General features: G+C 42.5%; 21 protein-coding genes and 2 pseudogenes. 10 read left to right on the top strand and 13 right to left on the bottom strand.

Annotation, left to right across the window (positions count from 1 at the left end; all coding sequences use genetic code 11):
- Positions 1-329: 329 nt before the first annotated feature.
- The 3 genes from tuf to ftsW form a co-directional block, all read right to left on the bottom strand.
- A complete protein-coding gene (tuf, locus tag SSV_RS07050) occupies positions 330-1,526 on the bottom strand; it encodes an elongation factor Tu (RefSeq protein ID WP_002912857.1) in 1,197 nt (398 codons plus the stop codon).
- Positions 1,527-1,778: 252 nt separating this feature from the next.
- Positions 1,779-4,625: a phosphoenolpyruvate carboxylase gene (gene ppc, locus SSV_RS07055; protein ID WP_072074241.1), complete on the bottom strand. Its 2,847-nt coding sequence runs from the start codon at positions 4,623-4,625 to the stop codon at positions 1,779-1,781.
- Between the two features lie 46 nt (positions 4,626-4,671).
- A complete protein-coding gene (gene ftsW / locus SSV_RS07060; protein WP_072074242.1) occupies positions 4,672-5,904 on the bottom strand; it encodes a cell division peptidoglycan polymerase FtsW in 1,233 nt (410 codons plus the stop codon).
- Positions 5,905-6,058: 154 nt separating this feature from the next.
- Between ftsW and SSV_RS07065 the strand changes: the two genes are divergently transcribed.
- The 6 genes and pseudogenes from SSV_RS07065 (at position 6,059) to lysS (ending at position 11,357) form a co-directional block, all read left to right on the top strand.
- Entirely contained in the window at positions 6,059-6,535 is a 477-nt protein-coding gene (locus SSV_RS07065; RefSeq protein WP_072074243.1) for a glutathione peroxidase, read from the top strand.
- Between the two features lie 207 nt (positions 6,536-6,742).
- The gene (locus tag SSV_RS07070; RefSeq protein ID WP_072074244.1) at positions 6,743-7,600 is read left to right on the top strand and encodes a glycoside hydrolase family 25 protein; all 858 of its coding nucleotides are present in this window, start codon (positions 6,743-6,745) and stop codon (positions 7,598-7,600) included.
- A gap of 142 nt (positions 7,601-7,742) precedes the next feature.
- Positions 7,743-8,591 (top strand): DUF368 domain-containing protein, encoded by an 849-nt coding sequence (locus SSV_RS07075; RefSeq protein ID WP_176693582.1) that lies wholly within the window; start codon positions 7,743-7,745, stop codon positions 8,589-8,591.
- The gene (locus SSV_RS07080) at positions 8,584-9,069 is read left to right on the top strand and encodes an aminoacyl-tRNA deacylase (protein WP_072074246.1); all 486 of its coding nucleotides are present in this window, start codon (positions 8,584-8,586) and stop codon (positions 9,067-9,069) included. The genes SSV_RS07075 and SSV_RS07080 overlap by 8 nt, the downstream gene beginning before the upstream one ends.
- A 62-nt stretch (positions 9,070-9,131) precedes the next feature.
- Positions 9,132-9,766: pseudogene (locus SSV_RS07085) on the top strand (histidine phosphatase family protein).
- Positions 9,767-9,866: 100 nt separating this feature from the next.
- Positions 9,867-11,357, top strand: coding sequence for a lysine--tRNA ligase (gene lysS, locus SSV_RS07090; RefSeq protein WP_072074247.1), 1,491 nt, complete (start codon positions 9,867-9,869; stop codon positions 11,355-11,357).
- Between the two features lie 98 nt (positions 11,358-11,455).
- Here lysS and SSV_RS07095 read toward each other — a convergent pair whose 3' ends face one another.
- Genes SSV_RS07095 through SSV_RS07105 form a run of 3 tightly spaced genes read right to left on the bottom strand, consistent with a single transcriptional unit; the run spans position 11,456 to position 14,569 of the window.
- A complete protein-coding gene (locus SSV_RS07095; protein ID WP_072074248.1) occupies positions 11,456-12,724 on the bottom strand; it encodes an ABC transporter permease in 1,269 nt (422 codons plus the stop codon).
- Complete coding sequence (locus SSV_RS07100; protein ID WP_072074249.1) at positions 12,724-13,422, bottom strand: ABC transporter ATP-binding protein; 699 nt, start codon at positions 13,420-13,422, stop codon at positions 12,724-12,726. The genes SSV_RS07095 and SSV_RS07100 overlap by 1 nt, the downstream gene beginning before the upstream one ends.
- Positions 13,406-14,569: an efflux RND transporter periplasmic adaptor subunit gene (locus SSV_RS07105; RefSeq protein ID WP_002931019.1), complete on the bottom strand. Its 1,164-nt coding sequence runs from the start codon at positions 14,567-14,569 to the stop codon at positions 13,406-13,408. Before SSV_RS07105 ends, SSV_RS07100 begins: the two co-directional genes overlap by 17 nt.
- Positions 14,570-14,778: 209 nt before the next feature.
- Between SSV_RS07105 and gorA the strand changes: the two genes are divergently transcribed.
- On the top strand, positions 14,779-16,128 hold the full coding sequence (gene gorA / locus SSV_RS07110) for a glutathione-disulfide reductase (RefSeq protein WP_176693583.1): 1,350 nt from the start codon (positions 14,779-14,781) through the stop codon (positions 16,126-16,128).
- A 355-nt stretch (positions 16,129-16,483) separates the two neighbouring features.
- Here gorA and SSV_RS07115 read toward each other — a convergent pair.
- A pseudogene (locus SSV_RS07115) lies at positions 16,484-17,195 on the bottom strand (cyclase family protein).
- Between the two features lie 319 nt (positions 17,196-17,514).
- Between SSV_RS07115 and SSV_RS07125 the strand changes: the two are divergent.
- Positions 17,515-18,060: a biotin transporter BioY gene (locus SSV_RS07125; protein ID WP_072074252.1), complete on the top strand. Its 546-nt coding sequence runs from the start codon at positions 17,515-17,517 to the stop codon at positions 18,058-18,060.
- 24 nt (positions 18,061-18,084) lie between these two features.
- On the opposite strand, the gene SSV_RS07130 is transcribed toward SSV_RS07125, so the two are convergent.
- A complete protein-coding gene (locus SSV_RS07130; protein ID WP_002897227.1) occupies positions 18,085-18,297 on the bottom strand; it encodes a YdbC family protein in 213 nt (70 codons plus the stop codon).
- Positions 18,298-18,387: 90 nt separating this feature from the next.
- On the opposite strand from SSV_RS07130, the gene SSV_RS07135 reads away from it, so the two are divergent.
- Positions 18,388-18,744, top strand: a complete 357-nt coding sequence (locus SSV_RS07135; RefSeq protein ID WP_072074253.1) for a hypothetical protein — start codon at positions 18,388-18,390, stop codon at positions 18,742-18,744.
- Positions 18,745-18,770: 26 nt separating this feature from the next.
- On the opposite strand, the gene SSV_RS07140 is transcribed toward SSV_RS07135, so the two are convergent.
- The 3 genes from SSV_RS07140 to SSV_RS07150 all read right to left on the bottom strand — a co-directional run bounded on the left by SSV_RS07140 (position 18,771) and on the right by SSV_RS07150 (position 21,611).
- Complete coding sequence (locus SSV_RS07140) at positions 18,771-19,094, bottom strand: CHY zinc finger protein (RefSeq protein ID WP_176693584.1); 324 nt, start codon at positions 19,092-19,094, stop codon at positions 18,771-18,773.
- A 72-nt stretch (positions 19,095-19,166) separates the two neighbouring features.
- Positions 19,167-20,453, bottom strand: a complete 1,287-nt coding sequence (locus tag SSV_RS07145) for a peptidase U32 family protein (RefSeq protein WP_141640139.1) — start codon at positions 20,451-20,453, stop codon at positions 19,167-19,169.
- A gap of 228 nt (positions 20,454-20,681) precedes the next feature.
- Positions 20,682-21,611: a peptidase U32 family protein gene (locus tag SSV_RS07150; RefSeq protein WP_176693585.1), complete on the bottom strand. Its 930-nt coding sequence runs from the start codon at positions 21,609-21,611 to the stop codon at positions 20,682-20,684.
- A 130-nt stretch (positions 21,612-21,741) separates the two neighbouring features.
- Between SSV_RS07150 and SSV_RS07155 the strand changes: the two genes are divergently transcribed.
- Positions 21,742-22,044, top strand: a complete 303-nt coding sequence (locus tag SSV_RS07155) for a DUF3270 family protein (protein ID WP_002894977.1) — start codon at positions 21,742-21,744, stop codon at positions 22,042-22,044.
- A gap of 120 nt (positions 22,045-22,164) precedes the next feature.
- Here SSV_RS07155 and SSV_RS07160 read toward each other — a convergent pair whose 3' ends face one another.
- Positions 22,165-22,644, bottom strand: coding sequence for a YtxH domain-containing protein (locus SSV_RS07160; protein ID WP_072074257.1), 480 nt, complete (start codon positions 22,642-22,644; stop codon positions 22,165-22,167).
- Positions 22,645-22,659: 15 nt separating this feature from the next.
- Positions 22,660-23,058, bottom strand: coding sequence for a DUF948 domain-containing protein (locus SSV_RS07165; RefSeq protein WP_072074258.1), 399 nt, complete (start codon positions 23,056-23,058; stop codon positions 22,660-22,662).
- Positions 23,059-23,072: the final 14 nt, after the last annotated feature.

Here is a 23,072-nt window from a genome sequence, read left to right on the forward strand (position 1 = left end):
CCAAATGTATTCTATTTCTTATTATACTATACTTTCAGTGAAAAGTGAAAATCCTTCCTGAAAGAATCTCTGTTTTAAATGATACTCATTTCTCCCCAACCTAATTAAAAAGGGCAAAACTTCTATCAATCTTATATCTATACTTCTTCCCTTCCCGTTTCCTAAATAATCTTAAAGGTGGTTCTGCAAAATCAAGCTATCTATTCTGGAGATTACCGACTACCTTTTATTTTTCCTTATTTTTAAAACAATTACAAATACATACTAAAAACCCCGTTTTCACGGGGTTTAGTGTCTGACTATAATTGTTATCTGGGAACGGAATCGAATTAAGCTTCGATTTCTGTAACCATACCTGAACCAACGGTACGTCCACCTTCACGGATAGAGAAAGTAGTACCTTGTTCAACGGCAATTGGGTGGATCAACTCAACGTCGATTGTTACGTTATCACCAGGCATTACCATTTCAGTACCTGCTGGAAGTTCGATTGAACCTGTAACGTCAGTTGTACGGAAGTAGAACTGTGGACGGTAGTTGTTGAAGAATGGAGTGTGACGTCCACCTTCTTCTTTAGTAAGGATATAAACTTCACCCTTGAATTTAGTGTGTGGGTTGATTGAACCTGGTTTAGCGATAACTTGTCCACGTTCGATTTCATCACGTTGGATACCACGGAGAAGCACACCTACGTTGTCCCCTGCAAGACCTTCGTCAAGCTGTTTACGGAACATTTCAACACCAGTAACAACTGCTTTTTGGATTTCTTCTTTGATACCAACGATTTCGATTTCGTCATTGACTTTAACGATACCACGGTCGATACGTCCTGAAGCAACTGTACCACGACCAGTGATTGAGAATACGTCTTCGACTGGAAGAAGCAATGGCTTGTCAGTATCGCGTTCTGGTTCTGGGATGTACTCATCAACAGTGTCCATCAATTCCATGATGATGTCTTCAAATTTAGAGTCACCTTCAAGAGCTTTAAGAGCTGAACCTTGGATAACTGGAAGATCGTCACCTGGGAAGTCGTATTCTGACAAGAGGTCACGGATTTCCATTTCAACCAATTCAAGCAATTCTTCATCATCAACCAAGTCAACTTTGTTCATGAAGACGATCAAGTGCTTAACACCAACCTGACGTGAAAGCAAGATGTGCTCACGAGTTTGTGGCATTGGTCCGTCAGTTGAAGCTACTACAAGGATAGCTCCGTCCATTTGAGCAGCACCAGTGATCATGTTTTTAACATAGTCCGCGTGTCCTGGAGCGTCGATGTGAGCGTAGTGACGCTTAGCAGTTTCATACTCAACGTGCGCAGTGTTGATAGTGATTCCGCGTTCGCGTTCTTCTGGAGCAGCATCGATAGACGCATAGTCTTTAGGTTGGTTAACTGCTGAAGGCAAGCGACGTGCCAATACAGTTGTGATAGCTGCAGTCAAAGTAGTTTTACCGTGGTCAACGTGTCCAATGGTACCAATGTTAACGTGTGGTTTACTACGATCGTATTTTTCTTTTGCCATTTGAGTAAAAGCCTCCAATAAAATATATTTTATAGATAGACAGTAGGCAATACAGTCTAACTTTCCTTACTATTTTATCAAATTTAAATGAAAATGCAAGTCTTTTAGCATTTTTTTGTGAATTATTCCTTGTCTAATTTATAGTAAGGTTGATACAAAGAAAAGCGGTTGAACTGTCACAAGTATAACGAATCAAAAAGCCTTTTGGTTACAAAAATAGAAAAATCGGATTTCTCCGATTTTCTCTTTGTATTAGCCAGAGTTTCGCAAACCAGTCGCAATACCGTTGATGGTAATGTGAATCAGCTTTTCTTGATCCGGTGTAAGCAGACCATTTCGCTGACGCTTGATTAGTTCAAGCTGGATATAGTTCAAAACATTGAAATAAGGCATGCGGTAATCCAAACTGTCTCTCAGATAAGTGTTTTCTGCTAGGAGCTCATCATGACCTTCAATTTCCAAGATGACATCCTTGGTCAGCTGCCACTCATCCAAGATAATATTGAAAATATCACGCACATTCTGATCTTCGCAAAGCTGCGCATACTCAAAAGCGATATTCATATTTGACTTAGACAGAACCATGTCTACATTTGATAAGAGAGACTTGAAAAACGGCCATCTCTTATACATAAATTGCAGAAAGGCCAGATTATTTTCTGGGTCTTCATCAATGAATTCCTTGAAACTTGACCCGACACCATACCATCCTGGGAACATGACACGACTTTGAGACCATGAGAAGACCCATGGAATAGCCCTGAGACCGCCGATTTCAGTGATGGTTTTACGGGCTGCTGGACGAGAACCGATATTAAAGCTAGAGATAGCCTTGATTGGGCTAGATTCAAAGAAGTAATCGTAAAAACGCTCGTCGCCAAAGACCAAATCTCTGTAAATCTGATAACTGCGATTAACTACTTGATCCATGATCCGCTCATATTTATCAGAAGTATGGCTATCGCTCTTCTTATGAGTGACCATGCGGTTAATGGCAGCAGAAACCAACATTTCCAAGTTATAGTAGGCTGCGTCTTTATTTCCATATTTATTACCAATGACTTCCCCTTGCTCAGTCAGACGGATCCGGTCATTGATACTGCGGAGTGGCTGAGAAGTAATGGCTTCATAGGTTGGGCCGCCACCGCGTCCCACTGTCCCTCCCCGGCCATGGAAGAAGGTAATTTTTACGCCAAATTGATCACCGATAGCTGTCAACTGCTGCTGTGCTTTGTAGAGAGTCCAGCAAGAAGACAGGTAGCCACCGTCCTTATTACTGTCTGAATAGCCCAGCATGATTTCCTGATAATTATCCTTAGAAGCAATCCACTTCTGCGCAATCGGCAGAGACAGGTATTTCTCCATAGTATCACAGGAATTGTCCAAATCCTCAATGGTCTCAAAAAGCGGAACAATCTGGACACGAGCCCCATTTTCATCAATCAGCCCCACTTCCTTGAGCATAATAGCCAACTCAAGTAGATCTGATACACTGGTCGAATGAGAAATAATATTCTGCTTAATCACTTCCTCACCAATGGCATCTTTTAGCTGACGGGCTGTTTTGAAAATCTCCAGTTCTTTTTGCAGGAGTTCGGATTTAGTCTCATGGGTAGCTGACAGGATACGAGGATCTTCAAGCAGCTGTTTGAGGAGGACCTGGCATTTTTCTTCTTCTGACAGACTACTATAATCCTGAACAATATTAGCCGAAGCCAAGAGCTCAGCCACACAGGCCTCATGAACACTAGAATCCTGACGCATATCAATGCTTGCCAAGAAGAAGCCAAAAACATCAACCGCTTGGAGAAGTTCAGTCAAGTCCCCACTTACCAAGGCTTCACCATGATGTTCGATAAGAGAATCATAAATGACCTGCAAGTCTTCTTTAAATTCCTGAGCTGTTTTGTAAGAAGGTGTCTCCTCCTTCTTGAGCTCAGTCAGGGTCTCGCTGATACGAGACTGGATATAATTAGGGATGATTTCTCTTCCTTTATTGCTGACAGAAAGGTTGGCCTTCGCAGACAATTTTTCCTCAGCTCGGTCAGTCAATCGCTGACCGTCACTTGAAAAGTTGCCTTCTTTTAGGTAAAGCAAGGTTTGAATCAGCTTGGACTGGATATAGTGGAAAGCACGGCGGTAAGGCTCATTTTCACGATAAACAGACTTGTCAGTAGATAGAGCTGCCATTTCTGCTACTGCCTGACTGGTTTCTGATAGGTTGGTCGATAGTGAGAAGGTGCGATAGAGTGTATAAACCTTGTCAATGTAATAGTTGAGGATGACTTCACTCTGGAGGGTGGCTGATAGTTTCAAGGTTTCTGCTGTTACAAAAGGATTGCCATCCCGGTCACCGCCAATCCACATTCCCATAGTAATAGGCTTAGGATTATCCAGCTTGATACCCCGCTCTTCTGCCAAGCGTCTGTATTCAACCATAAAGTTGGTGATAGCTTGTAGGAAAGAGCTATTATAGTACTCCATGACATTGGTAATCTCATTGGTCACTTTCAGCTTCTTCTCACGGATCATATCTGTCTGCATCATAAGCACAATATAGCGGCGGAGATTTCCGAGCCACTTCTTCTCATTGACCAGGCCAGCCTTAACATCTCGATGCTGGCGCAGTAAACTATGGATATGATTGGTCAAGTCCAGAACGGTCTTACGCTGAACCTGAGTCGGGTGAGCTGTCAGTACTGGCACAACATTCAGATTTTCCAGAATCTCCTGAGCATTTTCCCGCGTTGAAATCAGATCAATAGTTGTTGACAGCTTCCCAAGATAATCCTGATCGATATTGTTCTGATGGTTGATTTCATAAGCCAGGTCCACGTCTTCTGAGATATTAATCAAGAGCGGCAAAATAGAGAAATAGCGGGAAATATAAACCATTTCATCTGTCGTCAGTTCTTCTACAATCGCTTTTAACTCATGATATTTGGAGTTAACCGCCAGCTCCTCCATAAGGGAGATTTTTTCAAAGGTCTCAGGGCCGAGAAGATTCCGAGTAATATCTGCAAGTAAGTCTGTCAAAATGGCGACTTCTTCTCGAATCACTTCTTTATTGCTGTAGCTTTCTAATTTGTTAAATGACATAATCTGCACCTTTCATTTTTGCAACAACTGTTCACACGAACTGCGATTAAACTTCCTCAGACTGGTCTTGCGCCTCTGCTTCCATCTGCTCATACAGGGCATCACGGCGCTCGTTGGCATCAATATTAAGTACCAAGGCAATGGCTACTGACAAGACCAGAAGACTGTTCCCTCCTTGCGATAGGAAGGGGAAGGTTACTCCTGTAGACGGAATGAGACCTGAAATTCCACCGATATTGATGAAGGTCTGCATGAGTATCATACCGCCAATTCCCAAAGCCATCATGGAGTTAAATGGATTCTTTGCCCGAATCCCTACCAAGATAATTCTCAGAATCAGGAAAAAGAGTAAGGCCAGAATCAGACTGGCACCAAAGAAACCAAACTCTTCTATCACGATAGAAAATACAAAGTCTGTATGAGCTTCCGGCAAATAGCCACGCTTTTCAATAGAGTTACCCAAACCTAGACCAAACCAGCCGCCATTACTCATAGCATAGTAGGAATTTGCCAATTGGTGGCCTGAGCCAGACAGATCCTTGAAGGGATTGAAGAAAGCGCTGAAACGCTTGGCCACATATCCAAAGACTGGAATCTTGGCCACGCGCTCAACCCCAATCAACCAAATGCTAGCTAGAACCAAGCCGGAAACACTAACAATGGCTCCCAGCATCGTAGAAAACCATCGATAGCCAATCCCGCTGACAGCTATCATTATCACGACAGTCAAAAATAGAATAGTCGCATTTCCAAGGTCTGGCATAATAGCTACAATCCCAATCAGAATAGCCACCATAGTCCGCCAGTCGTTAAAGGCTTTAGGAAACCAATGGTTGTGAGTCAGGGCTTGATAGTCATAGACCTTTATCTCTTCCTGCCTCTTTGTGAAGCGAAATGCTAGATACCAGACCAGAATAATCTTCAAATACTCCGCAGGCTGAATACTGAAAGCTCCAAGCTTCAGCCAACCATGAGCTCCGTTGATAGTCCCTGTTATAAAACGAGATAAAAGCAAGAGGATAATCTCAGCAAAGATAACTATAGTCAGGATACTTCCTTTTTTTAAGAAACCCAAGCGGATTCTATATAGGAGCGCAATTATAAAGAGACTTATTATCCAAAAAATCCCCTGATTCATGACCATCCCAAAACCATTTCCTCCGGCCTGAATCGAGGTAGGACTCGTCGTTGAATAGACCACAATCAATCCCAAAACAGATAAAATCAAATAGGGAATCAAGATGGAATAATTCAACAAGTGTTTCTTGTCAATTTTCATATTTCACCATTAAACTTCTAAAAATTCAATTCTCATTATACCACCTTTTGGATTGAAAAAAAAGCATTAGTGCAGAGACTGGAACAATAAGGTCTTGCTTTCTCTCTTTTACATAAAATTGTGATAAGATAGGAAGCAAACAAAGGAGGAGAACATGGCAGACATTTATGATATCGAAATCCAAAAACAAGACGGAAGTCTGCAAAAAATGAGTGATTATAAGGGAAAGATACTGCTGATTGTCAATACAGCGACCGGTTGCGGCTTCACTCCTCAGTATCAAGAACTGCAGGAACTCTATGAGCGCTATCAGAAAGACGGATTTGAAATCCTGGATTTCCCCTGCAATCAATTTGGCCGGCAGGCTCCTGGAGACGCTGCAGAAATCAACAGCTTTTGCAGCCTTAACTACGGAACGACATTTCCTCGATTTGCCAAGATTGATGTCAATGGTCCTCATACCGCTCCACTCTTTGACTGGCTCAAAAAAGAAAAGGGCGGTCTTCTGGGCGAAAACATAAAGTGGAATTTCACAAAGTTTCTGGTTAGTCGAGACGGAACAGTCATCAAACGCTTCTCTCCACAAACCTCTCCCCAAAAGATAGAAGAACTCATTCAAAAGCTATTATAAAAGGTAAGAAAAAGCAAAACGATTTAGCCAACGGAATCTCACCTTCCACAGCTTGACTAAGAACTTTAAAAAACAAGACATTTTGAGCTTTCAAAACGTCTTTTTTTTGCTTTATAATATTTCAATTATATTACATTTTATTCATTTTCCAGCAATTCTGGGGATATTTTTTGCTTTTTTATTTGTTTTAAGTTAAAATAAACGAGTATGAGGAAGAGGATTAAACCGCTTGCAATCCTAATTTTCTTTGCTTCTTTTATCATTTTTATTTTGATAAGCAAGCAAATTACTGACTCTCAGGAAAAGCAAGCACAGGCAAAAATTTCACAAACTAAACAGACTCCAAGTTCCTCAACAAAAGAGGTAACATCTGACGATTCGTCCTTGGATGAAGACTTTATTTCCAGACCAATCATTGACATTTCTGGCTGGCAGCTGCCAAGTGAGATTAATTACGACTTACTTGCACAGAATGTTTCAGGAGTAATTGTCCGTGTTCATAGTGGAGCGCAGGCAAAAAAAGAAAACGCAGCAACTCATCTGAATGGTCTGGACAAATCTTATGAAAGACACATCAAAGAATTTCAAAAGCGCAACATACCTGTTGCTGTCTATGCCTATGTGGCCGCCAATAGCAAAAAGGAAATGGAAAAAGAAGCCGAAAGTTTCTACAAGGCTTCTGCCAAGTACCATCCAACCTATTATTGGCTAGACGTCGAAGAAAAGACTATGTCTGACATGAATGCGGGAGTTGAAGCTTTCCGAGCCAAGCTAGAGTCACTTGGTGTTAAAAATATTGGGATCTATATTGGAACTTATTTTATGGAGGAGCATAGCATCTCTACCGATAAGTTCACAGCAATTTGGATTCCGACTTATGGCAATGACGACGGCTACTACAATGCCGCACCAAATACTGAGCAAGATTACGACTTGCACCAGTACACATCACAAGGTCAGCTGACTGGGTTCTCTCATTATCTTGATTTGAACCAGTTGTCAACCTTGAAAGACCAGACAGCTACTTATCAAAAGCTATTTACAGTTCCTAAAGAAAGTCAATAGCTCAGAGCGACAGCTCAAGTCTCAAAGACTGCTGTCGTTTTTTATTGTCACAAAATAGGAAATTTCCGGCCGTTTCCTCTTAATAAAGCCTATATTTTATGATATAATGATTTGATAAATGAAATTAGAAAAGGAAAATACAATGATTTCTTGGTTGAATAGAATTTTCAAAGGAATGGTCATTGCACTTGGCTTTATTTTACCGGGAGTTTCAGGCGGTGTTTTAGCAGCTATCTTAGGTATTTACGAACGCTTGATTCATTTTTTAGCACATTTAAAGGAAAACTTCGTCGAAAATGTTCTCTATTTCATACCAGTTGGAATCGGAATGATTTTAGGAATTGCTGCCTTCTCCTATCCTGTCAATCTGCTGCTCGACAACTACAAAGTGATTGTTCTTTGGGGGTTTGCCGGAGCCATTATCGGAACTGTTCCCAGCCTCATTAAAGAGTCTGTCGCTAAAAGTGAGCGTGATCGAGTTGATATTCTTGTTTTCTGGGTCAGCCTCATTCTTTCAGGAATCTTTCTTTATTCCTTAAATGGGATGGTCGGCACCTTGCCAGCTAACTTTCTCTCTTTCATCTTAGCAGGAGCTTTGATTGCACTGGGCATTTTAATTCCCGGACTCAGTCCGTCCAACCTTCTCCTGATTTTAGGACTCTATGCCCCTATGCTGAATGGATTTCGCAAACTGGATCTCTTGGGAACCTTTCTCCCTATCGGAATCGGAGGCGCCTTAGCACTGATTCTCTTCTCTAAGCTCATGGATCATATTTTGAAAAACTACTACTCTCGTGTCTATCACTTTATCATTGGCATTGTCCTATCCAGTACACTTCTCATTGTAGTGCCTCAAGCAGGAAACAGTGAAAGCATTAGCTATCATGGAGTTTCTATATTGACACTTGTTCTTGCAGCCTTTTTCTTCGGCCTGGGAACCTGGCTGGGACTCTGGATGTCACAATTAGAAGAGAGATATACTAATGGCTAAAAAAACAAAAATCAAAAAAACACTGGTCGAGCAAATTTTAAGCAAGGCTAAGATTGAACATAAAGGTCTGCAGCTAAATGCCTTAGCAGAACAGCCTGCCGAAAGCTTGGACCGTTCCCAGATTTATAAAACCTTGGCCTTGACAGGAGACAAGACTGGCACAATAATCGGTATCCTGCCAATCACAGAACATCTGTCCGAAAAGAAAATGGCCAAGATCTCCGGTAATAAAAAAGTCAGTATGATTCCCCAGAAAGACTTGGAAAAGACAACAGGCTATATCCACGGAGCCAACAATCCTGTCGGTATCCGGCAAAAGCACAACTTTCCAATCTATATCGACCAGTCAGCTCTAGAGCGAGATAGCATCGTCGTGTCTGCTGGCGAAGTCGGCCGCAGTATCGAAATCAAGGCTCAAGATTTGGCGGATTTTGTTCAAGCTGACTTTGCAGACCTCAAGGAGAATCCTAGCTCATAATTCTTCAATACTGCACCTAATATTCTCAAAAAACTCTAATAAGAAAGAAACAATCAACCACTATGAAATTATACTTTGTCCGACACGGAAGAACGGAATGGAATCAGGAAGGCCGCTTTCAGGGAGCCAGCGGTGATTCGCCACTGCTGCCAACCGCCGTTGAAGAACTGCATACCCTAGGAAAACATCTGGCTCAGACTCAATTTGGCAAGATTTACAGCAGCGACCTCTCTCGTGCCGTTCGCTCTGCTGAAATTATCCAAGAAGAAAGCCAGTTCCAGACTGAAATCTTATCAGTGCCTGAACTGCGAGAATGGCAGTTGGGAAAACTGGAAGGCGCAAAAATCTCTACCATAGAAGCCATCTATCCGCACCAGATGACTGCCTTCCGCCACAATCTCTCACAATTCAATCATACTTTTTTTGACGCTGAGTCGGTTTACCATACGACCCACCGGACCATTTCCTTTATAAAGCCCTTAAAGGAAAAGGACTATGAACAAGTGCTCATTGTCGGACACGGAGCCACTTAACCGCCAGTATTCGGACCATGCTAGGCTATGACACACCTCTCCTGCGCAAGAATGGCGGTCTGACTAATGCCAGCATCACCATCCTTGAAACAGAAGACTTTGAGAATTTTGAGCTGATCACTTGGAATAATACGGATTACCTACTTGAAAAGGCAGAAAAGTAAAGCTGGATTTCTAGCTTTTTTTCTTACTTTATAGCCAAATATAGATGAATTTCCCTATCTTTTGTGATAAAATAGGTAGGAAAACTTTTGGAGGAAAAACATGACTACTGAACATATTGAGGAATTAAACGACCAGCAGATTATCCGCCGTGAAAAAATGGCTGCGCTGGCTGAGCAGGGAATTGACCCTTTTGGTAAACGCTTTGAGCGAACTGCTAACTCTGCTCAACTGAAAGAAAAATACAACGATAAAGATAAAGAAGAATTAAACGAACTCAACGAAACAGCTATTATCGCTGGTCGTCTCATGACCAAGCGCGGCAAAGGAAAGGTTGGCTTTGCCCACATCCAAGACCGTGAAGGCCAAATACAGATTTATGTGCGTAAAGATGCGGTTGGTGAAGAAAATTATGAAATCTTCAAAAAGGCTGACTTAGGAGATTTCCTCGGTATCGAAGGTGAGATTATGCGGACAGATATGGGGGAGCTTTCTATCAAGGCGACCCACCTTACTCACTTGTCTAAGGCTCTGCGTCCCCTCCCTGAAAAATTCCACGGCCTGACAGATGTCGAAACTATCTACCGTAAACGTTATTTGGATTTGATTTCCAACCGCGAAAGCTTTGAACGCTTTGTCACTCGTTCAAAAATCATCTCAGAAATCCGACGTTACTTGGATGGACAAGGCTTCCTTGAAGTTGAAACTCCTGTTCTTCATAATGAAGCAGGCGGTGCTGCCGCCCGTCCATTTATTACCCACCACAATGCCCAAAATATTGACATGGTACTGCGGATTGCAACCGAGCTTCACCTTAAACGTCTTATCGTTGGTGGTATGGAGCGCGTGTATGAGATTGGGCGTATCTTCCGTAACGAAGGAATGGACGCAACTCACAATCCAGAGTTCACTTCCATCGAGGTTTACCAAGCCTATGCAGACTTCCAAGATATTATGGACTTGACTGAAGGTATTATCCAACATGCAGCCGTTTCTGTTAATGGAGATGGACCAGTCAACTACCAAGGGACTGAAATCAAGATCAACGAACCATTTAAACGCGTTCACATGGTAGATGCCATCAAGGAAATTACTGGTGTTGATTTCTGGCAAGATATGAGCTTTGAAGAAGCTGCTGCCTTGGCTCAGGAAAAGAAAGTTCCGCTTGAAAGGCACTTCACCGAAGTTGGCCATGTTATCAATGCTTTCTTTGAAGAATTTGTGGAAGAAACCTTGATTCAGCCAACCTTTGTCTACGGTCACCCTGTAGCAGTGTCACCTCTGGCTAAGAAAAATCCAGAAGACCCACGCTTCACGGACCGTTTCGAGCTCTTCATCATGACCAAAGAATATGCCAACGCCTTCACAGAGTTGAACGATCCAATCGATCAATTATCTCGTTTTGAAGCACAGGCAAAAGCCAAAGAACTGGGAGATGACGAAGCAACTGGCATCGACTATGATTTTGTTGAGGCTCTGGAATACGGTATGCCACCAACTGGAGGCCTAGGAATCGGTATCGACCGGCTGGTTATGTTACTAACAGACGTGACTACCATTCGAGATGTCCTGCTCTTCCCAACGATGAAATAATCTGTATTTTATACGATATCAAAAAACAAATCCTGCTGGAATCCCAGCAGGATTTGTTACATCACAAAAAAGTCTGGTTTCCCAGACTTTTTGTTGTATTATTCATACCTCAGTGCTTCGATTGGATCCAGTTTGGAGGCCTTGTTGGCTGGCAAGATTCCGAAGAAAACACCAATGGTTGCTGAGAAGAGAAGGCTAACGATGCTGACCGGTAGAGATACCGTTACTGGTGTTCCTTCCAGCATTTGACTCATGGCTGAGCCTAATACAGACGCAAGTCCCGCAGCTAGAACCAGTCCAATCAAACCACCAATCAGTGTCAAAATCATAGACTCAATCAGAAATTGCATCAGTATATTGCCACGCGTTGCTCCCAGAGCCTTCCGCAGACCGATTTCCCGAGTCCGCTCAGTGACAGATACTAGCATGATATTCATAACGCCGATACCTCCAACAAAGAGTGAGATTCCAGCGATGGCACCGATAACACCTGTCATAGCACCATAAATATTTTGTACTTCCTGATATAGAGCACTATCATCTGTCACTTGATATTCGCCCTGTTGGAGACCAGCAATTTCCGTTAATTTCTTAGCAACCTTAGGGCCAAGTTCTGGAACCAAGCTGGTATCATTCACCCGAAGAACAATCTCTGAAATCTCATCTACTCCAAAGTTTGCAGCTATGAGAGTATTGGTCGTAATGGCATTACCACCATAGACCTGCATGGAGCCAGATGCAGCAGCAGTTTCAGGATCTCTATAAACCCCAATCACCCGATAGTTACTAGCACCTACTGTTACAATTTTATTGATTGCCTCCTCAGCGGAAGAAAAGAGGTTCGCAGCCAGATCTTCGTCCAGCAGCACAACACTGGCAAAGCCTTGATAGTCTTGCTGTCTCAGACCCCTGCCGGCGATAATCTTATATTTTTTCACCTGAATATAGGTCATGTTTGCACCGACAAAGTTGACGCGCTCAGCCTGCTTATTTTCGTAGCTAAAGGTTTCCATAGCAGAGTTGGTCACATAGTAGCCGTCCACTCCCTTGATATGGGTCAATTCCTTAACCCATGCTTCCTGGGCCTTGGGTGGTTCCACCACTTCTTCGCTTTCATCTTCCACATTTACAGAATAGAGATCAGCCGTCTGTGTGTAGGAGCCGTCCTTGCTCTTTTTAGGAGAAAAGACCAGGCGCATGTTTTTCTGACTTTTGGTAAAACTCTCATTGACCCGTCGGGTAATGGAATCTCCTAAGGCCATGATAACCACAACCGAAGCCACTCCGATAATAATCCCAATCATGGTCAGGAAAGACCGCATCTTGTGTCCAAGAATGGAGCTAATGGCAAATTTCCAGTTTTGCATTAGACTAGTCCTCCTTCCTTAGCGCTATCAGATGAGATGACACCATCACGAATGACAATCTGCCGTTTGGCATAGGCCGCAATCTCAGGCTCGTGGGTTACCATGATAATGGTTTTCCCTTCTCGATTGAGCTCAGTCAAGAGCTCCATAATCTGCTCGCCAGTCTTGGTATCCAGGGCCCCCGTCGGTTCGTCAGCCAGAATCAGAGAGGGATTATTGACCAAAGCACGAGCAATAGCAACCCGCTGCTTCTGTCCTCCAGAAAGCTCTGAAGGCAGGTGATGCATCCGCGTGTCCAACTCCACCTTGGTCAGAAACTGCTCGGCCAAGGACTTGCGTTTAGACTGACCGACTCCTGCATAGATTAAGGGCAGTTCCACATTTTGCAAGGCATTAAGCTTAGACAAGAGAAAGAACTGCTGGAAGACAAAGCCGATTTGCTTATTTCGAACCTTGGCCAGCTTCTTATCACCTAGCTTAGCTACTTCTTCGCTTCCTAGATGATATTCACCAGTAGTCGGACGATCCAGCATCCCAATGATATTCATCAGAGTAGACTTACCAGATCCAGACGGTCCCATGATGGCAACAAACTCACCCTCTGCAACCTCCAGACTGATGTCTTTTAATACCTGCAGTTCCTGGTCTCCATTGCGATAGCTCTTATTAATATTTTTTAACTCAATTAGCTTCTTCATAAGATTTCACCTCTTGACCGTCTTTCAAGCTATCTGTCGGATTGATGATAACTTTACTATCCTTTGTCAAACCAGATGAGATTTCTTGATTTTCAGCATCAGCATTTCCGAGCGTTACTTCTGTCTTCTTGGCAACTCCTTTTTCCAGGACCCAAACATAGTTCTTGTCTCCGTCCATTACCACACTGCTGACTGGTACAATGAGTCCCTGAGTATTGTTTTTAACTTCAATATTGACAGAGAATCCCTGCTTGAGCTCACCAATCTCGCTGGTGATGTCAATTGTAAATGGATATTTAGAACCTGAAGCTGTTCCGCTGCCACCTGTTCCAGATGGTTGAGCTGCTGCCTGCTGGCCGTCTTTTGGATAGTTGGAAATGTAGCTAATTTTACCAGTCCATTTCTTGTCTGGGTAAACTTTTGATGTAATGGTCACTTCTTGGCCGACAGACAAGTTAGCCAGGTTGTATTCGGATAATTCACCCTTAATCTGCAGATTACCATTGCTGACGATGTGAACCAAGGTTTGAGTGGCACCTGTTGTTGATTTTGAAACATCGCGGTTGACTTCTACGACCGTACCATCTGCAGTGCTGGTCACTGTTAAGGCATTAAGAGTAGCTTGCGCTTTGTTCATATTATCCACTGCATCAGCCCGAGCATCGCGCAGGTCAGCTGCCTGAGACTCCACAGAACGCTGAGCCTGAGCTTCAGACGCCCCATCTGCTTCTTCGTCACCAGTTGTATTTACAGTCACACCATTGGTTTGCAAGTCATGCAATTGACGATCGGCTTTGCTAACCGCCCGAGCAGCTGCATCATAAGCTGCCTGAGCCTCTGCACTTTTATAAGTAACCAACGCTTGACCGGCAGTCACTTGGTCACCGACATTGACCAGTACATTTTCCAAGTCACCCTTGGTGCTGTCATAGTAGATGTACTGCTCATTGCTGGCTGTGACATTTCCTGTCAGCAAAACTGAAGAAGCCACTGACCCTTCCTTGGCCTTTTGAACCAGCGGAGTCGTGTCAACCGGCATCTCAGAAGGATTCCCTCCATTTAAAAACATGAAGAGAATTGCTCCTGCAACAACTGCAATCGTAGCCCCAATAATGCTAAATAATTGCCATTTCTTTAACTTTTTCATCTTTTTTCCTCCTCTTGATGAAAACGATTTTCTTTTGTTATATTATATCACAAGGCTATCATAATTCTTCTAAAAAAATTTACAGTTTTTCACAAATGGTTGCTATTTTATCTCAGATAGTCACTCCACTAAAATCCGTAGCAGATTTTTGCATTCACCTGCCAAAAAAGGTACAATTACCTCATATAATAGAAGGAGATTCTAATAAGATGAAAGAATTTGATATGATTGCTATTGGCGGTGGCAGCGGGGGAATTGCTACCATGAATCGGGCCGGCGAATACGGTGCCAAGGTTGCCGTTATTGAAGAAAAGAAACTGGGTGGCACCTGTGTCAATGTCGGCTGTGTCCCAAAGAAGATTATGTGGTACGGAGCCCAAATCGCAGAAGCTATCCAGCATTATGGACCAGACTACGGCTTTACCTCTGATAATCAGGCTTTTGATTTTGCTACCCTTAGGAAAAATCGCGAAGCTTATATTGACCGAGCACGTTCATCTTATGATGGTAGCTTCAAGCGGAATGGGGTTGAGCTAATCGAAGGCCGTGCCCGCTTTGTGGATGCAAACACTGTCCAAGTCAACGGCGAGCTTATACGCGCCAAGCACATTGTCATCGCGACGGGTGCTCATGCAGCTGTCCCCAATATCCCTGGCGCAGGCTACGGCGAGAATTCCGACGATGTTTTCGCTTGGGAAGAGTTACCTGAATCTGTTGCCATTGTCGGAGCAGGCTATATAGCAGTAGAACTAGCAGGTGTGCTCCATGCTCTGGGAGTTAAAACAGATCTTTTTGTTCGTAAGGATCGACCACTACGCAACTTTGACAGCTATCTGATTGACGGTCTGCTCCAAGAAATGGAGAACTCTGGACTCCAGCTTCATACTCATAAGATTCCACAAAAGCTGGAAAAACTGCCTGATGGTCAGCTCAAGCTCTACTTTGAAGATGGCAGCAGTCACACAGCCCAGCATGTTATCTGGGCAATTGGTCGTAAGCCAAACGTCCAAGACCTCAATCTGGAAGCAGCTGGCGTCACTCTCAATGAACGTGGCTTTATCGCTGTAGATGAGTACCAAAACACTGTGGTTCCTGGCATCTATGCTCTCGGCGATGTAACAGGCGAAAAAGAATTAACTCCTGTTGCTATCAAGGCTGGACGAACTCTGTCTGAGCGTCTTTTCAATGGTAAAACAAATGCTAAAATGGACTACTCAACTATTCCAACTGTCGTCTTCTCCCATCCCGCTATTGGGACAGTCGGCCTGACGGAGGTAGAGGCTATCAAGACTTACGGAGCAGAAAATATCCGTGTCTATACATCTAGCTTCACATCCATGTATTCAGCTGTCACCCAGCACCGCCAACAGGCCAAGTTCAAGCTCATCACTGCCGGTGAGGATGAAAAGGTCGTTGGCCTTCACGGTATTGGCTACGGAGTAGACGAGATGATTCAAGGTTTCGCAGTTGCTATCAAAATGGGCGCTACCAAAGCTGACTTTGATGCTACAGTTGCTATTCACCCGACTGGCTCCGAAGAATTCGTAACCATGCGATAAAAAATTCAAAATCAGAAGAGGTTTGGTATTCCAGCCTCTTTTTGACTTCTGCTACCATTTTATAATAAAGATGTTGAACGTTCCATAACCTAATCTTTCATTTTACAGACGAATCTTACATTTTTGTAAGATTGTAAATTTTAGCTGTTTCAGTTTCATTTGACTTTCCTTTCAAATATCAGTCTAATGGAAGAAAGTCAGAATTTTTTCAGACATCCAACCTCTACATCAACTATTTTAAAAGGTAAATTATCAAATATCCATCAAGAAATTCCAAAGATTATGAAAAACGATCTTTTTATTAGTTATTATATGCGAAAAGGAGCCTGAAATGAAATCTCAGACTCCTTTTACTTTACGGTAAAATAGCTACAGCCCTCACTGGTGAACCGCTGGCCTGATGCCAGTTGGGAAAGCTAATCGAGATGAGAGCACCCTTGGCCGGCAGCTGATCTAGATTGGTCATAACTTCTAGCTGATAAATGTCCTGCTCCAAAAGATAGTATTCATTGAGCAGTCCATGCTCCGCTGTGGGAATACCCGCATCTGTATCAAAAGTTTCGTGACCTACCGCCTTGACACCACGCTCATGGATAAGGAACTCTAGAGCATCCCGTCCCCACCCGGGAGTGTGCTGAATCTCCTGAGCATCCAGATTGCGCATAGCTGATTGACTTGGCCAGCGCTTGGACCAGTCTGAGCGAAAGGCAACAAAGGTTCCTGTCTCAATTCTCGCGTGCTCCGCTTCAAAATCTAAAATATCCTGCTTGCCCAAAATAAAGTCTGGATTCCCTGCTACTTCCTTAGACTTATCAATAACTACCAAAGGCAGAAAAAGATCTTTTAGCTCAATCTCTTCCAACCAGCGACCACCCTCCACAAAGTGAACCGGAGCATCAATATGAGTCCCGTACTGGCCAACTACAGAAAACTGCTGAACATGAAAACCGTCTTTCAAAGTGAAAATATCCTTCTTCTCCAAAACAGGCAGATCTGGAAAATGCGGAGCGTCTTCCCTAATCTGGTGGTAGAAGTTCCCCTTTTTTATCCTGTGCTTCCTGTTTTATTTATGTCAATATAGTTTGAATCTTCGACTTATTTTTCTAATCAAGCCTATTCAAACATTGAAAATTTTGATATGATAGTACAAAGCAATCCAGAAACGAGGAAAACAGATGAGTAAAACGAAAAAAATTATTGCAGCCTTGGGCATCCTTTTCTTTAATATTTTTGGCCTTATCGCCTTCTTTGTCTTGCTTATCAGAAGCAAGAAACGAAAATAAGAATCTGTCTGTATATTTGTCTCGTCCGATTAAGAAGGACTTGACTTTTTTTTATTTAGCTTTTAAAATAGTTACCATAAAAACAAAAAGAGGTTTACTATTTATGAACAAGAACAAAGCATTTCTTCTTGCCCTCCCAGCTATCGGAGCTGCTTTTCTAGCTGTCCTGTCCCAGTTAACTATTTCCATCGGCCCCGTTCCCATCACGCTGCAGACTTTTGCTGTCGGTTTGATTGCAACGATTTTCAAACCTCGCGAAGCTGTTTTGTCAGTCTTTATTTATCTGCTGCTGGGAGCTATTGGCCTGCCGGTCTTTGCTGGAGGAAGCGGTGGTTTTCAGGCCATCTTTGGCCCAAGCGCCGGCTACCTCTGGTTCTACTTACTCTTTTCCCTTGTGACATCCAGTCTGACCCATAAGGACAGTCCTTTCTATATGATTTTTATAGCCAATGTATTGGGTGACGCTCTCGTCTTTGTCGGCGGTATTCTAGGACTGCATTTCTTAGGAGGTCTTGATTTCTCTAAATCAGTCGCGGTTGGCCTGACTCCTTTTATCCTGCCTGACTTGCTAAAAATGATTGCTATCACCATTATCAGCATCCCTATTTTTAAGAGTTTGAAATTCCATTCCTACTTTTCTGAGAAATAGAAAAAACTGATAGAACTTTCTCTATCAGTTTTTAAATGCATCCACGAGAACTTGGAATTCTTCATTGGAAAGTGTAATTCCCTTGCCCATCTTGCTGTGGTCTGGGCTCCAAGTCCGAATATCATACTTAGCTGGTGCTCCGTTAAAGCTAACGCGATTAAGCTCCTTGGTCCAGCCCTTGTCATTTTCAGACAGGACCAGTAGTTTTTCTTCGATTTCGAATGTAAATTCAGCCATATTTCACCTCTTGTTTTATTTTCCAACTAATAATTCGTAAAAGAATTTACAATTTAGGGAATTTTGTTATATAATATATTGTAACAAGTTATGGAGATTTTAGCTATGAAAAAATATCTCGAAATGATTTTACAAAGAGCCAACGAATTTATCAGTGGCAAAAAGAATGAACAAGGACCAGAGGACAGCGGCCGCATCCTGCGTACCATCGAGTTAGCTCTGCGTAAACAATCTGGTGTCCACGTTATCTTTCTGGATAAAAGCTTCACCGGCGATATTGTCAAATACGATCGCGAGCGCCTGCAGCTTATTATCAAGAATTTCAAGAAAAGTATGACCACTATTATCCGCGTGCAGGACATCAAGCGAATCAGTCTCGTACCCAACAATATCCGTGAAGCCCAAAAGAAGGACATTCGCATCACCAGCCATCGTTTCAAAAGATAACTCTTCCATCCAGCTGGATGGAAGAGTTATTTGTTTTTCTGAAAATAAATTGATCGATGCTTCTTGCATCCTGGATTAAAAGGATGAGTACAGATAGGACAAGCATCCTCACAACCAAGATACTGGGAAATAGTCAGCTCCGTCCTGCAATGGCCGCAAAGAACTACTCGATCTTCTGACCGACTCACAGGATAGGCCAGAAAAGCATGATCTTCGTAGCGGTCATGACAGAGAAAGCAAGGATAGTATTTCTGACAAGCAAAGCACTTAAGAGCTATGATATCTCTCTCACTGTGATAATGCTGGCAGCGAGTCTCCTCATCAAGAATATCTCCGTAAACCTGAATCATGCTATTTCCTCTCTGAAAACCTCTATTCATAAAAATGGCTTTCAGATTAAAAAGCCACCTATGAATATAAGATTAAGCTCGGACGGTCACGCTAGTGCCGTCTTCCTTATAAAGATTAATCAAGCCTTCCTTTCGAGCTCGCACCATATCGCCAGCCTCTACGGGCTGCTCCAAGTGAATGGTCAGAAGCTCCATCGGATTAGGAGCCCGATCAATTTTGTTACCGTCAGCATCTCGAAGGTCTGTGATAAAGGTTTCAAAATGACGAAAGCCCGGTCCATAAAATTCAACCTGATCGCCTTCATGAATAACATTACGCTGACGAATAGTCGCTGTCTGACTGTCTGCGTCATAGGCTACTACTTCTGCTACAAATTTGTATTCCGGAATCTTGCGTCGCGCTCCGAAAAGCTGCTCATTCTCAGTTGGAGTATGATAGTAAAATCCTGTGGCCAATTCACGTTGAGCAACCTTCCACATCTCATCGACCAAATCCTGCTTGATAGCTTCGAACTTTTCAGGACTTTCTAGATAAGCGTTCACTGCTGCTTTATAGCAGTTAGTCACCGTAGAAACGTAATGAATAGACTTCATCCGTCCCTCAATCTTCAAGCTATCCACTCCATTTTCAATCATGTCTGGTATGCGGTCAATCATGGACATATCAACTGCGGACATAGAAAATTCTTCAGGAACTTCACCCTTCAAGCTCTTACGTTCTTGACCAAATGGCATGTCGTAGAGGTCATATTTCCAACGGCAGGATTGTGAGCAGCCTCCACGATTGGCATCGCGCATACTCATGTGGTTGGATAATGTACAGCGGCCGGAGTAGGAAATACACATGGCTCCATGAACAAAGGCTTCTATTTCAACGTCAGTACGTCGGCGAATTTCAGCCAGCTCAGCCATAGAAACTTCGCGAGCTAGGACAACACGAGTCAGTCCTAAATTTTTCCAGAACTCCAGCGTTTCATAGTTGGTCGCACTAGCCTGAGTTGATAGGTGGATTTCCAGACCGGGTGCTTCTGATGCTGCAATAGCAATCAAAGCCGGATCTGAAACAATGACAGCCGCAATCCCGATATCCCGCAAACGGCGGAACCACTCACCAGCTCCCTCTTCATTCCCCTCGTGCATGACCATATTGGCCGCGACATAGACCTTGGCACCATAACTAACCGCAAACTGAACCGCTTCTTCCATCTGTTCAAAGGTAAAGTTCCCAGCCCGACTGCGCAGACCATAGGCCTGTCCGCCAATAAAAACAGCATCTGCTCCATATCGAACAGCTACTTTTAGCTTTTCCAAAGTACCAGCAGGTGATAACACTTCTGGTCGTTTCAATTTTCTTGCCATCATTTTCTCCTATTTGCAATATAAAAGTGTTGATGTCTAATCCTTATTATTTTATAGTAATTTACCCCTAAAAGCAAGGTTCTTTGAATTATTTTCACAATTCTAATTTTCGGATTTTTCGAATTAATTCAAAAAAATAGTTTGAAACATCTATTTTTTACTCCTGCTTTATCAATCTTATTTTTGCTTTCAAAAAAGAACTCCTAAAAAGAGTTCTCGTTTCTAATTTTATTTTACCATATCAGGGTCATAGTCATAAAATCCGGTATCGAGAAAACGATTTTTCGGATGCAGTTTGTGAATCGCCTCATCCAGCACAAAGGCTTGATCTGAGCTAAACTTGCCTGCTTCAATCAAATCTCTCGCCTCTACAAAAATCTTAGCAATCTCGACAAAGTTGTGACCAGGTGTGTAGAGCCCTTCCAACTTCCAGTGGCAGAATCCATGGTCAACCAACTCTATCAGCTTGGTCATCAAATCCAAGTCATTATTGGCAAAAATATGAGTACCATGATTGTCCTCAAAAATCGAGTAATGGCTCTGCGAATCGCTTGGTTCCGCCAGAAAGAGGTCTCGCTCCCGTGTCTTTTCATCATCGATATGAGTAAAATTATAGTAATTCTGCAAAAGAGGACGCTTGGAGTGATGGATAACACTGGCCCCGTAAACCAAGACTTCAGCAGGAATTTCTAGAATTTCTGGCATTTTAAAAAGTTCAGCAGAAGGAATTTCACGCGCCAAGACAGCTTCTGAAACTCCTGCGTTCTTAGCCCAAAAGTTAATCTGACGACTGCTGGTAACCATGGTTGAGGCATCGTAAATAGTTTTTAATTTATAACCATCTCGCTGCAGCACATAGAAAACACCAGCATCTCCAACCGTAATATAATCTGCCCCAATCTCCTGCAAAAAATCAAGATAGGGCTTGATCTTATCCATCATTTCCTGATGCATGAGCGCGTTCACTGCAACGGTCAACTCTTTTCCTGCTTGGTGAACTAAGTCAGAAATTCGATTTAATTCGTCCAAACTAAAATTATGAGGCAACCGAAGGCCATAATTTTTCTCACCGACATAAATTCGGTCGACATTCGCCTCCAAAAGTTCCTCAACTTGTTCTATACTTTCAGCTGTTGCTGTAATAATTATCTTTTTCATAAAACCATTATAGCAAAAAAATATAAAGGAGTGGTTTTTCATTCGAATTTATTCGTTTTGTAACTCTTTTGTAATATTTAAAACTGCAAAAAAATGGTAGAATTAGAGGGTACTGTAAGGAGAGAGAATTATGCACGTAAGAAAATACCAACAATATGATGACCCAACTGACTACTACTATCAAGAAATTGAATCTGAACAAACACCACTCTATCAAGAGTACTTACCTGAAGCAGAAACATCACCAAGATTAAGTGAACTCTTTTTCTTCTTAAATATTGCTGTTTTCTGTGTCTTGACAGTTTTGTTTAGCTTTGTATTTTTGAGTTTAAAAATGAATACATTTATGTCCTTCACTTTGGCCATTGCTTCCAGCCTGATTAGCATTCAATCTTATCGCCTGTTCGCAAAGAAACGCCAAACTAGCAAATAAACCAACCTTGTGATTCTACGATTTTAAAATATAAGAAAAACCGACGACGCTTTAAGTCCTCGGTTCTTTTTTCATTCTTGTAACCAAAGAAGACTAGCAAAATTGCTAGTCTTCTTTGGTTTATTTTTCTTCTTGACTGTCTGTTTCAACAGCCTTTTCTTCCTGTCCTTCTGTCGCTTCTGTTCCGAAGTCAATGATGATTTCTTCTGAAGGTTCTTCTTCCTCTTCAAAGATCACAGGTTCTTCCTCAGCTAAGCTGCTTTCTTCTTTATCAAATTTTTCTTTGATTTCGTTAAACTTATCTTGTGAGTAGTCCACGACTGACTTGGTCGTTTCTTTGACCGATTCGATGACTGTTTCAGTTGTAATCTCACCTTTCTCAACCTTTTCCTTGGTTTGTTGAATTGCGCTAACAGCTTGATTTGAAAAGTCTTTAGCAGACTGAACGACAGCTTCATGGATATCGTCAGGATTTTCTTGATATTCCTTTACAAAGTCCCGAACCTTATCTGTCGTTTCCTTTCCTTTCTTACTGGTCAGAAAATAGGCAGCAGCTGCACCAGTAACAGCGCCCAATAACAGTGATGAAAATTTTCCCATAATAAACCTTCTTTCTTATTTTTTAAACAATTTTGAAGCAAAACGCAAAGCAGATAAACCAGCCGTAGTTTTGACGGTTCCCTTACCAGCAGACACTGCTTTTTTACTCAGCGTACGCGCCTGAACATTTAAATCTGAAACGGACTCAGACAGCTCCGCAACAGCTGTAAACAAAGGATCAATGGTTGCGACTTTTTGATTGATGTCGTCAGTTAAGACATTGACCTTGGCCAGTAAATCATTGGTTTGGTGAAGGGTCACGTTGACATCAGAAGTCAAGACCTTGATGGTATTTTCTGTTTCATCTAGCATCTTACCAGCTTTCTCGCCCAGATTTTTGACAGTAATCGTCAAGTAAATCACGAAGATAATGAGGGCTACCGCCAGTAAAGCATAAGCAATTTCAATTATCATATTTCTCTCCTTTC

This window comes from Streptococcus sanguinis (genome assembly GCF_001078705.1).
Classification (GTDB): Bacteria; Bacillota; Bacilli; order Lactobacillales; family Streptococcaceae; genus Streptococcus; species Streptococcus sanguinis_D.